We start from the raw sequence: 12457 nt of genomic DNA on the forward strand, positions 1-12457 counted from the left end.
CCCTCCTTTCATTCGCTCAATAAAAAAACGCCCCTGTCAAATGACAGAGACGCTGTAGGCAAGCGCGGTTCCACTCTGATTGGGATCACTCCCCAACTCGGATCCTGTTAACGGTGGAAGCCGCCATCACCTACTTATATGTTCAGCAACGGACTCAGAGGTGCATTTCAGGAACGGAGGGGCTCAGACCACTTTCAGCCGGTGATGGTCCTCTCTAATCAGCATCCGTATCCCTACTTCTCCTCTTCAACGCGATTTATCCAATTCGTGATACTCTTACTATATTACATTCCCTGCGAAATGTTAACCTAAAAGTCCTTGAAGGCGAAGTTTCACTTTATCTTTCCCCAACAATTCGATGGCATTCGGAAGTTCCGGGCCATGTGTCTGACCGGTAACGGCCACGCGGATCGGCATGAATAGCTTCTTGCCCTTATGTCCCGTCGACTTCTGGACATTTTTGATGGATTTTTTGATTTCTGCCGCTTCGTAAGTCTCAAGGGCTTCGATCTCATCAAGGAATGCACGGAGCACTTCAGGAACCTCTTCCTCGTCCAATACGGCTTTCGCTTCTGCATCGTATTCCAGATCATCCTTGAAGAACATTTCCGAAAGCTCGACAATCTCAGCTCCGAAGCTCATTTGCTCCTGATAGAGACCGACAACGCGACGAACCCACTCATGCTCTTCAGCAGTCGGGTTCCCGCTGATCTTGCCAGCTTTGATCAAATGCGGTTCTGCAAGAGCGACCACCTGATCAAGATCGAGGGCTTTCATATACTGGTTGTTCATCCACGTCAGCTTCTGATTATCGAACAGGGCAGACGATGTAGAAAGGCGCTCAGGGTCGAAGATCTTGATGAATTCTTCCCTTGAGAACAACTCATCTTCCCCTTTTGGCGACCAACCGAGAAGGGCGATGAAGTTGAAGAGCGCTTCCGGAAGATAGCCGAGGGCTTCATATTGCTCGATGAACTGGATGATGCTCTCATCACGCTTACTCAGCTTCTTGCGGCTTTCATTCACGATCAGGGTCATGTGACCAAATACCGGCGGCTCCCAGCCAAGGGCATCAAAGATCATGAGCTGCTTCGGTGTATTGGAGATATGATCTTCTCCGCGGAGCACGTGGGAAATCTTCATAAGATAATCATCGACTGCCACGGCAAAGTTATACGTCGGTGTACCATCTTTCTTCGCGATGACAAAATCACCGATACCATCAGATTCAAATGATACTTCGTCTTTTACGATATCGTTGAAAGAAAATACTCGGCCTTCAGGCACACGGAAACGGATGCTAGGCTGGCGTCCTTCCGCAGCAAGCTTCTCCTGCTCTTCCGCTGTCAGGTTGCGGCATTTACCGGAGTAGCGAGGCATCTGACCGGATGCGCTTTGCGCTTCCCTTTCAGCTTCCAGCTCTTCCTCCGTACAGTAGCATTTATAAGCTTTTCCGCTTTCAAGAAGCTCATTCAAATACTGTTCGTAAATATGGTTACGCTCGGATTGACGATAAGGGCCGTATTCCCCTTCCTTATCTACACTTTCATCCCAGTCGATCCCCAGCCACTGAAGGTATTTGAGCTGGCTTTCTTCTCCGCCTTCAATGTTTCGCTTCTTATCCGTATCCTCGATGCGGATGATGAATTTCCCGCCCACACTGCGGGCGTATAGATAGTTGAATAGGGCCGTACGGGCATTGCCGATATGTAAATGACCCGTTGGACTCGGGGCATAGCGTACGCGTACTTCGTTTGACATATTCGTTCCTCCTCAATGATTCTGCTTGTATTAGTTTACCACCGTTCGAAAACGGAATAAAGGGGCTTACTTTTGCTTCACCAGAACCGTCGTCTGAGCGGCGATCCCTTCTCCGCGACCGGTGAAACCAAGTTTTTCGGATGTTGTGGCCTTTACATTCACCTGGGATGGATCCGCTTCGAGGAGCTCGGCGATCCTTGCTCTCATCTCATCGATATACGGGGCCATCTTCGGCTTTTGGGCGATGATGGTGCAATCGATATTCCCTAGTTCATAGCCTTCCTCTTTGACCATTGCCCATACGTGCTGAAGCAACTTGGCCGAGTCTGCGTCCTTGAACTCTTCGTCCGTATCCGGGAAATGCTTCCCGATGTCACCGGCAGCAATGGCACCGAGGCAGGCATCCGCCACGGCATGGAGAAGGACGTCGGCGTCAGAATGCCCCAGAAGCCCTTTCTCATACGGGATCGTGATGCCGCCCATGATCAATGGACGATCCTCCACTAGTTGATGCACATCGAAGCCTTGTCCGATTCTAAACATGATGTTTTCCTCCTTCTGTTCTCTTCTTCAATATCGCCTCGGCAAAAAACATATCCTCCGGCGTTGTCAATTTGATATTGTCATAATCACTTTCCACGATGGACACGTCTTCTCCAAGACGCTCCACGAGAGAAGCGTCATCGGTCCCGAGGAACCCTTCGTCCCTTGCTGCATCGTGGGCACTCTTCAAGGATGAAACGCGAAAAGCCTGTGGGGTCTGCACCATCCACAAGCTTGAGCGCTCGATCGTTTCTTCGACTTTCCCATCCATGACTTTCTTGATGGTATCCTTTACCGGAACCGCGGCAATCGCCCCGCCCGTCTCCCAAGCCCGCTCAGCGAGCTCGTGGATGACCGACCGGGAAATGAACGGCCTGGCACCATCATGAACGAGTACGACTTCATGATCGACCTCAAGCAATGCCTGATAGACGCTATCCTGTCTTTCTTCCCCCCCGTCGACGAGTCGGATATCCTTGCCGATATCATGACGATCGATCAGAGCGTCGAACTCCTCCCGTTCATCGGGATGGATAGCAACAAAGATCCCCTGGCACAGGGGATCCCGGTCGAACACTTGAAGGGTATGGACAATGATGGGTGCCCCGTCCAACTCAAGAAGCAGCTTATTCCGATCCGCTTTCATCCGTTTGCCCCTTCCGGCAGCCGGGATGACCACTTGATACTCCATATGATTAACTCCTTTGACTTCCTCTAGTATTCATCCATTATACCTTACCGGGTCAAAGGAGTCAGGCTTATAGCGCTTTTTCCAACTGTTTCGGCTTTGCGAAGATCATCCGACCCGCGGATGTCTGCAGTACCGAAGTGACAAGGACATCGATATATTTACCGATGTAATTGCGTCCTTCCTCCACGACGATCATCGTGCCATCATCGAGGTAGGCAATGCCTTGATTATGCTCTTTCCCGTCTTTGATCACCTGTACCTTCAGTTCTTCACCAGGAAGTACGACAGGCTTAACGGCGTTCGCCAAGTCATTGATATTCAGTACTTGTACCCCTTGAAGGTCACATACCTTATTCAGGTTGAAATCATTGGTCACAACGATTCCGTTCGTGAGTTTGGCAAGCTTCACAAGCTTTGAATCCACCTCTTGGATCTCTTCGAAGTCGCCCTCGTAGATCTGGACTTCAACCGGCAATTCCTTCTGGATGCGGTTCAAGATATCCAGTCCTCGACGTCCGCGATTCCGCTTCAATACGTCGGATGAATCAGCGATATGCTGGAGCTCTTCGAGGACGAACTGAGGAATGACGACGATTCCTTCGAGGAAGCCTGTCTGACAGATGTCTGCGATGCGTCCGTCGATGATCACGCTTGTATCGAGGATCTTGAGCGTCTTCACGGCGTTTGCCTCATCATCTTCTTCGGAATCTTTCTTCTTGGAACGAGAATTGCCGAAGAGACCTACCATTTCATCCCGCTTCTTGAAGCCGACTTGGAAACCAAGATACCCAAGCAGCAAGGTCAAGAGTACCGGTACGACCGCATTCAAGATCGGGAATTCAAGCTGATTGACGGCAATTCCCAACAGATATGCTACGATCAATCCGATAATCAAACCAAGACTTCCAAAGAGCAAATCCGTCACCGGGGCCTTTACCAAACTATCTTCAAACCATTTGACAAAGTTCACCACATACTCGACTGCCCAGAACGAAATAATATAAAAAATAATGGCACCTAATATAGCAGTCATATATGCATTATTGATTAATGAAATATCCGCCATGTTGATGACCGACAATAACTCCGGAATCAATAGGATCCCTAGTGTACCACCTACGATAAGGAAGCATGCCTGAACGATTCTTTTTAACATACCTTCACCTCCTCCTATCCATTATAAACAATTTATGATTTTTAAAACGTGAGATTCTTGACTAATTTTCTTCAATTTCACAAACGATGATAGAGGCCCTCATGAAAAGGCTAACACTCGGAGATTGCACTGTCAATTTTTTGGAAACAGGGCAAATTTCCCTTTTATCAAACCGGGACTTGGGTGCTATAATTGCCGGTCAGCGAACGTTTGTTCTTTTATGAGTTTGAGACCTTCTTTAATCTTGCGCGCCCTCACTTCCCCGATCCCTTCCACTTCATCGAGGTCTTCCACCGTCGCTTTCACGATATGATGCAGGGCATCATACTCATTGATCACGTTCTCGATGATCACGATCGGCAGGCGCGGGATCTTATTCAATACACGGTATCCGCGCGGGAACATCGCCTCGTCGTGGTGGGGATAGCCCTGATAACCCAAAAGCTTCAGGAGCACATTGTCTTCAAGGACTTCTGAGCGCACAAGCTCCTGGAACTTGTATAGAAGCTCGAATGCTTTCACGTTGCGGTCCATGGCGTAATCCCGGAAGATCAGCATGGCCTCGCTCTCGATGTCTGAAAGCAGTTCATTCATCTGCAGGCGGATCAGTCTTCCCTCCGTGCCGAGTTCACTCAGATAGGTCAGAAGCTCATTTTTGATCCTGAGGACCATTTCGAATCGATGGAGAACCTGGAGCAGGTCGCTCTGGGTCACCAATTCTTCGAACTCCAGAACCGATAGATTGGAGATGCTCTGATCGAGGACGACCTTGTATTTCTCCAGGGTCTGCACAGCCTGATTGGCTTTGGTCAAGATGACGGAAATGTCCTTCAGGGCGTATCGGAAATTGCCCTGATACAGGGTGATGACGTTCCGGCGCTGAGAGATGGCAATCACAAGGGCATTCGTCTGCCTTGCCACCCTTTCTGCCGTACGATGCCTCATCCCTGTCTCTGTAGAAGGAACATACACATCGGGGGCAAGCTGGGCATTGGCCAGGATGATCTTCGTCCCGGATTCGTTCAGGACGATCGCCCCGTCCATTTTCGCGAGCTCATACAGATAGCTCGGTGAAAACGGACAGTTGATATGAAAGCCTCCGTCCAGAACGGACTTGACCTTGTCGTTGTATCCGACGACGATCAGTCCGCCGGTGTTGGCCCGGAGCACATTATCAATCCCATCCCGGATAGGCGCACCGGGCGCAACGAATTGTAAAATATCCGATATGGATTTATCCTTTGCCTTTTTATCTTCCATTTTGTTATCCTCCTAAAATCATACCCAACGCTTGATGGATATCGGATACACCGACCACTTCGATGCCGCCCGGTGCCTGCCATCCCCCGATATTGTTCTGCGGGATGATGACCCGTTGGAAGCCGAGCTTCGCCGCTTCCTGCACTCTCTGCTCGATCCGTGAGACGCGTCGGATCTCCCCGGTCAGACCCACTTCCCCGATGATGCAATCCTGTGCGCGTGAGGCTTTGTCCCTGAAGCTTGAAGCAATGCTCGCCGCCACGGCCAAATCGATAGCCGGCTCGTCGAGCTTCACTCCGCCTGCGACCTTTAGGTAGGCATCCTGCTGTTGAAGGAGCATCCCCGCCCGCTTCTCCAGCACTGCCATGATGAGGGAGACCCTGCTATGGTCGATTCCCGTTGCCATACGTCTAGGGTTATTGAAGCTCGTCGGTGTGACGAGGGCTTGGATTTCCACAAGCACCGGCCTTGTTCCTTCCATGGATGCAACGACCGTCGACCCGGCAGATCCTTGTGAACGTTCTTCGAGGAAGATCTCCGAAGGATTGGCGACTTCTTCAAGACCCAGTTCCTTCATTTCGAAGATCCCCATCTCATTCGTAGAACCGAAACGGTTTTTCACCGCTCTCAAGATCCTGTAGGAATGGTGCCGCTCCCCTTCAAAATAGAGGACTGTATCCACCATATGCTCGAGCAGGCGGGGACCAGCGATGGATCCTTCCTTGGTTACATGTCCGACAATGAAAATGGCAATTCCCTTCGTCTTACCGATCCGCATCAATTCCGCCGTACATTCCCGCACCTGCGATACGCTACCGGGTGCCGAAGTGACCTCCGGATGATAGATGGTTTGAATGGAGTCGATGATGACAAAGTCGGGTGAAAGCTGATCGATGGTCTGGTGGATCGACTGCAGGTTGGTTTCTGCATATATGTATAGGTCATCAGCCGTGATATTCAGCCGGTCCGCACGCAATTTGGTCTGCTTGATGGACTCTTCACCTGAAATATAAAGGACTTTTTGCTTTTGTTCGGCAAGCTGAGAGGAAACTTGCAGCAGCAGGGTAGATTTCCCTATCCCCGGGTCTCCCCCTATCAACACAAGCGATCCCGGCACCACTCCGCCTCCAAGCACCCGGTTGAGTTCTTTGGAATCAGTAAGGACACGGGGTTCTTGCATCGTCTCGATGGATGTCAGCTTTTCAGCCTTCGACGGCCCTTCGCTGTGTTGGAATGCACCACGGGGCTGCTTCCCCGTAATGGCCACTTCTTCCACCATCGTGTTCCACTCATTGCATCCGGGACATTTCCCCATCCATTTTGCCGATTCATACCCGCAGGATGAACATACGAATTTTGTCTTCTTTTTTGCCAAAACGATCCTACTCCTCTTCCTAGTCTTATTACTATACCGGGCGCGTCCCGGCTATACATACTCTTTTCTTCTTATGGAAAAAAAGAGGCACAGGTTCATGACCGTGTACCTCTTCCTTTTACCATCAAGGAGTTGAATTGGTTGCTTCTTCTTTCAATTTGACGACGAATTCTTCCCCTTCGACATCGATGAGGATGTCTTGACCCGTCAAGACCTTCCCTCTCAGGAGCTCTTCAGATAGTTTATCTTCGACATATTTCTGTATGGCCCTGCGAAGCGGTCTTGCACCGTATTCAGGATCGAATCCTTCATCCGCAATCTTCTCCTTGGCAGCCGCAGAAAGCTCAAGATGGATATCCTGCTCCTTGAGGCGCTTCGTGAGTTGATTCGACATAAGGGTCACGATCTCTTTCAGGTGGTCTTTCTCCAATGAGTGGAAGACGATGATTTCATCGATACGGTTCAGGAATTCCGGACGGAAGGCGCGTTTCAGTTCCTCCATCACTTTCCCTTTCATATCTTTGTAATCCTGTTTCCCGTCTTGGATATTGAAGCCCATATGCTTATTGGCTTTAAGGGATTGTGCCCCGACATTCGATGTCATGATCAGCACCGTATTCCTGAAGTCGACTGTCCTTCCTTTGGAGTCAGTCAAACGACCATCTTCCAAGACTTGCAGAAGGATATTGAAGACATCTGGATGTGCTTTTTCGATTTCATCGAGGAGCACGACGGAATAAGGTTTACGACGGACTTTCTCAGTCAGCTGACCACCTTCTTCGTACCCGACATATCCCGGAGGGGAACCGACGAGACGGGAGGTGGAATGCTTCTCCATGTATTCCGACATATCGATCCGGATCATCGCTTCTTCATCACCGAACATGGATTCCGCAAGAGCACGGGCCAATTCGGTTTTTCCGACACCGGTAGGACCGAGGAAGATGAATGAACCGATCGGACGCTTCGGATCCTTCAGTCCTGCACGCGCACGGCGCACCGCTTTCGATACGGCGACAACCGCTTCGGATTGGCCGATCACACGGGAGTGAAGGATTTCTTCAAGCTTCAAGAGACGATCTGTTTCTGTTTGAGCAAGCTTGGATACAGGTACTCCAGTCCAGTTGGACACGACCTTCGCGATATCTTCCACTGTGACTTCGGTATTTTCCTGCCCCTGCTTTTCTTTCCATGTATTCTTCGTTTCTTCCAGCTCTTCACGAAGCTTCTGCTCGGAATCGCGGAGGGAAGCGGCTTTTTCAAACTCCTGGCTCTGAACCGCCGCATCTTTCTCTTTGCGGATCTCTTCCAGCTTCGCTTCAAGCTCCTTCAAATTCGGAGGAGTCGTATACGAGCGGAGACGGACTTTCGAACCGGCTTCATCGATCAAATCGATTGCCTTATCCGGAAGGAATCGGTCTGAGATATAGCGGTCAGAGAGTTTCACAGCCGCATCGATGGCAGCATCCGTGATGGATACACGGTGATGCGCCTCATAGCGGTCACGAAGACCTTTGAGGATCTGGATGGACTCATCTGCTGTCGGCTCATTGACCTGGATAGGCTGGAACCGGCGTTCAAGGGCCGCATCCTTCTCGATATACTTGCGATATTCATCGAGGGTCGTCGCCCCGATACATTGCAGTTCTCCACGTGCAAGGGAAGGCTTGAGGATGTTGGAAGCATCGATTGCCCCTTCGGCCCCTCCTGCCCCGATCAGCGTGTGTAGCTCATCGATGAAGAGAATGATATTCCCTGCCTGACGGATCTCATCCATCACTTTTTTCAAGCGGTCCTCGAACTCACCACGGTATTTCGTTCCGGCTACGACGGTTCCCATATCGAGGGTCATGACACGCTTATCACGGAGGATCTCCGGTACTTCATTCGCGATGATCTGCTGGGCAAGGCCTTCAGCAATCGCCGTCTTACCCACACCCGGTTCACCGATAAGGACCGGATTGTTCTTCGTACGGCGGCTTAGCACTTCGATGACACGCTGGATTTCCTTGCTTCGTCCGATGACCGGATCAAGGCTTCCTTCACGGGCAATGGCCGTCAAGTCACGTGCAAGACTATCGAGCGTCGGCGTATTGGCATTCGTGCTGCCGCCTCCCTGATGTCCGCCGGAATCGTTGTTGCCGAGGAGCTGGAGAACCTGCTGTCTTGCTTTATTCAAGCTTACACCAAGGTTTCCAAGTACCCGTGCTGCCACGCCTTCCCCTTCACGGATCAGACCGAGAAGGATATGCTCTGTCCCTACGTAAGAGTGACCGAGCTTCCTTGCTTCATCCATGGAAAGTTCGATGACTTTCTTCGCGCGGGGCGTATAGTGGATCGTCTGGGACTTCTCCGTTCCTTTTCCGATCAGACCCTCCACTTCCTTCTGGATCTTCTCAGGGCTTAGTCCAAGGGCAGTCAGTGCCTTGGCTGCAATCCCCTCTCCTTCACGAACAAGGCCAAGCAGGATATGTTCAGTGCCGATGTTATTATGGGCTAGTCGGATGGCTTCTTCCTGGGCTAATGCCAATACTTTTTGAGCTCTTTCTGTAAATCGACCAAACATCATGATTCTTCCTCCTCACATGTATCTTTATCCAATCTAATTCGCTCCCTGATCAAGGAAGACCTTCTTATGTCCCGTTCATTCGGTCGCAATGGACCTCCGGAATATTGTTGTAAAAAACCCGGTTGGGTCAAAATCATCAATTCATTCAAAATATTTTTGGAGAGACTGTGGATCATGCCCAGATCGATGCCCAAACGAACATCCGACAGGCATTTGGCCGCTTCCTTCGATTCAATGATGCGGCTATGCTCCAGCACCCCCAGCGATCTGAAGACCCTATCTTCTAATTGTATGTTGGAGGTCTGAACTAATGCCTCCCTCGCCGTCAGTTCCTTGGCAATGATCTGATTCACCACGCTGATGAGATCCTCCACGATATCCACTTCGGACTTACCGAGGGTCGTCTGATTGGAGATTTGAAAGATATTCCCCAGGGCTTCACTGCCTTCGCCGTAAATGCCCCTCACGACGAGTCCAAGCTGGTTGATCGCCGGTATGATCCGGTTCATCTGCTGGGTGAGGACCAAGCCTGGAAGATGGACCATGACCGATGCCCTGAGTCCCGTGCCCACATTCGTAGGGCAGGTGGTCAGGTACCCGTACTTTTCATCAAATGCAAAGTCCAGTTCGCTCTCAAACCAGTCATCGAGCTCATTGGCACGGGAGAGGGCCTGCTTCAGTTGAAGACCGGGATAAAGACACTGTATCCGGATATGATCCTCTTCATTTACCATTATGCTTATATCTTCATCTGGTGATAGAAGGACGGCCCCGACATTCTTATCTTCTGCCAGATTCGGACTGATCAGGTGTTTCTCCATCAATACCCTTTTTTCCAACGGCTGAATCTCACTCGTAGGTAAAAATTCAAGTTCACCCAGCTCTTTGGGAAATGAAGACATTTTCTCTTTCACCCGCTCTACGATCTGTCCGGCTTCCTCGGGTGAATAGAGGGTTGAAAAACGGAAGTCCGTCAGATTCCGTGCCAAACGCACCCGGGAACTCAGTACAATATCCGATTGGGGGCCTTCTTCATTCATCCACGAACTGACAGTATTGCTTAAAAATCGCTCCAGACTCATTCTGCACCTCCCCCTTCCTGCTTCATCTCACGTTCAAGGGAACGAATGCGGTCTCTCGTTTCAGCTGCTCTCTCAAACTCTTCCTCTTCGATGAGGGCCTGGAGTTCCGTTCTCAGCTTCTTGATCTGCTTCTTGATCTGGATCGTACCGCCCATTCGTTCCGGTACCTTTCCGTGATGCTCCATATTCCCGCTGTGCACCCTCTTCAGGATCGGATCGAGTTCGCTGTTGAATGTCTTATAACACTCCGAACATCCAAACCGGCCGATGCTCGTAAACTGTTGGAATGTCAATTTGCACTTCGGACACTGGAGAACTTCCTTCTTTGGCGCTTCCTGCTCCTGTGCCTGCTTGAAACCGGGGGTGATATTCAATAAACCGGCCAACAGATTATTCACCGTAAAGGCTGCCGAATTCTCGAACATCGTTCCTTTATCCTGAGCACATTGCTCACATAGATGGACCTCGGTCTTCTCTCCGTTCACAACCTTCGTGAAATGAAGGGTTGCCGGATTCTCCTTGCACTCCTGACACATCATTCCATTCACCTCTTACATTCTTACTCGTATTTTAACGTATCCAGCATAGCCCGGAGCATCCTGCCCCGGAGAATATCCCGTTCAGGCAACTCGACCATGATCACGGATCGATCCATGACGCTCAACATGATCTTTGCCTCTCTTTCAGATATTATATCCTCTTCCACGAGTCGGAAAACGATATCAGCCGCCGTATTCTGACTGATCTTCTGAGTAATGAGGGCCACAAGCTGATCAATAAGATGCACCTGATCATGAGCCTTCACCCGCATGATGCGGATGTAGCCGCCTCCCCCACGCTTACTCTCGACCACATACCCCTTCTCGATGGTGAAGCGGGTATTGATCACATAATTTATTTGAGAAGGAACACATTGGAACTTATCAGCGATCTCACTTCTTTTGATTTCGACGATTTCAGATTCACTTAAATCCAATACATTCTTCAGGTAATGTTCAATGATGTCGGATATATTCCTCATTAAACCTCCTCCTCATTTGACTTTGACTATATTTGACTATAATTATACAACCGGGCTTCCATCTTTGCAATGAAGAAGCATAGCCTTAAAAGCTTTTCTGTTTGGGAGGTATTTTAAACGTGAAGATCAATTAAAAACGGAAAATTCGAATTAGGTGTATATTCGACTTTGTGTGGGGTTAGTCCTTCTTTGGATGTGCAGGGTTTTTGGAAGAGTTCAGCAAAGGAATTGAATGTTGAAGGGTGGGACGTGAGGATCTTGTCCTTTTGATCGTGACTACCATATTCATGAGGGATTGTACACAGACAGAACGTCAACTTGTGGGATTATTTAGGGTGTTGCGGGCGGATTTTTATTCTAGATAAAATCGCTAGTATGATTCGGATTCCGCACTTATACACGACCGTTCGCACGTATGGAGAGTAGATCGCAAATAGGAAACCGGGCCCTGATCAATTTCGCTGATAAAAAGTCGATTCTCGCAAATAGAATAAAAAATATCGCAAGTAAATGATTAATTTCCGCTGATATTTTTGACGGGCGGAGGAGAACGATGGGTCCATGAGGCTCAAAGTCCTCCATAGGCGTTGTGAAAAATGTCGAACGGTGTGAGGAGTGAAAAACGATCCATTACTTAGAAAAATACCGCTAATATCAGTACCATGTTCGCAGGTATCAGTCTCCCTTCGCTTGGAACGCAAAAAAGTCGCAAATAAACGCGACTCCCCCATAGCCTTATCTCCGGCAAACGCCTCTGTCCATCCCATTCGGCTAATCATATACTCCCACAGATTATTAATGATTTAAAAGAACTTTTCAATCCTCACCTAGAAGAGTAGTACCTCCCGTAGTACTTTAACCCCGGTATGGCAAACGTCTCACACTTGCAACCTGCGCATTCCCCTATCTTTTTTCCCAGCTAACAAAAAAAGCAGCCCATCAAATGAGCTGCTTTTCTCTCTATTGCCTGGCGACGTCCTACTCTCACAGGGGGAGATC

10 protein-coding genes and 1 other annotated feature are annotated in these 12457 nt (G+C 49.6%); all 10 genes read right to left on the minus strand.

Translation table 11 applies throughout. The features are described from left to right. Window positions 1-42: 42 nt before the first annotated feature. Window positions 43-259: a binding site (T-box leader), on the minus strand. Between the two features lie 44 nt (window positions 260-303). The 10 genes from gltX to AF331_RS21350 all read right to left on the minus strand — a co-directional run bounded on the left by gltX (window position 304) and on the right by AF331_RS21350 (window position 11458). Further along, window positions 304-1761: a glutamate--tRNA ligase gene (gene gltX, locus AF331_RS21305; RefSeq protein WP_053429963.1), complete on the minus strand. Its 1458-nt coding sequence runs from the start codon at window positions 1759-1761 to the stop codon at window positions 304-306. Between the two features lie 66 nt (window positions 1762-1827). Then, complete coding sequence (ispF, locus tag AF331_RS21310) at window positions 1828-2304, minus strand: 2-C-methyl-D-erythritol 2,4-cyclodiphosphate synthase (RefSeq protein WP_053429964.1); 477 nt, start codon at window positions 2302-2304, stop codon at window positions 1828-1830. Further along, complete coding sequence (ispD, locus tag AF331_RS21315; RefSeq protein WP_053429965.1) at window positions 2297-2995, minus strand: 2-C-methyl-D-erythritol 4-phosphate cytidylyltransferase; 699 nt, start codon at window positions 2993-2995, stop codon at window positions 2297-2299. The genes ispF and ispD overlap by 8 nt, the downstream gene beginning before the upstream one ends. A gap of 67 nt (window positions 2996-3062) precedes the next feature. After that, window positions 3063-4151 carry a PIN/TRAM domain-containing protein gene (locus AF331_RS21320; protein ID WP_053429966.1) on the minus strand — a complete coding sequence of 363 codons (1089 nt, stop codon included), beginning with the start codon at window positions 4149-4151 and terminating at the stop codon, window positions 3063-3065. 186 nt (window positions 4152-4337) lie between these two features. Next, window positions 4338-5411 (minus strand): DNA integrity scanning diadenylate cyclase DisA, encoded by a 1074-nt coding sequence (gene disA, locus AF331_RS21325; RefSeq protein WP_048007585.1) that lies wholly within the window; start codon window positions 5409-5411, stop codon window positions 4338-4340. A 4-nt stretch (window positions 5412-5415) separates the two neighbouring features. Beyond that, window positions 5416-6786 (minus strand): DNA repair protein RadA, encoded by a 1371-nt coding sequence (gene radA, locus AF331_RS21330; RefSeq protein ID WP_048007584.1) that lies wholly within the window; start codon window positions 6784-6786, stop codon window positions 5416-5418. 124 nt (window positions 6787-6910) lie between these two features. Beyond that, the gene (gene clpC / locus AF331_RS21335; protein WP_053429967.1) at window positions 6911-9355 is read right to left on the minus strand and encodes an ATP-dependent protease ATP-binding subunit ClpC; all 2445 of its coding nucleotides are present in this window, start codon (window positions 9353-9355) and stop codon (window positions 6911-6913) included. Beyond that, window positions 9352-10437, minus strand: a complete 1086-nt coding sequence (locus AF331_RS21340) for a protein arginine kinase (protein WP_053429968.1) — start codon at window positions 10435-10437, stop codon at window positions 9352-9354. The genes clpC and AF331_RS21340 overlap by 4 nt, the downstream gene beginning before the upstream one ends. Next, a complete protein-coding gene (locus AF331_RS21345; protein ID WP_053429969.1) occupies window positions 10434-10976 on the minus strand; it encodes a UvrB/UvrC motif-containing protein in 543 nt (180 codons plus the stop codon). Before AF331_RS21345 ends, AF331_RS21340 begins: the two co-directional genes overlap by 4 nt. Window positions 10977-10996: 20 nt before the next feature. Next, a complete protein-coding gene (locus AF331_RS21350; protein ID WP_053429970.1) occupies window positions 10997-11458 on the minus strand; it encodes a CtsR family transcriptional regulator in 462 nt (153 codons plus the stop codon). Between the last annotated feature and the right edge of the window lie 999 nt (window positions 11459-12457).

Origin of the sequence: Rossellomorea marisflavi (assembly GCF_001274775.1) — a bacterium.
Taxonomy (GTDB): Bacteria; Bacillota; Bacilli; order Bacillales; family Bacillaceae_B; genus Rossellomorea; species Rossellomorea marisflavi.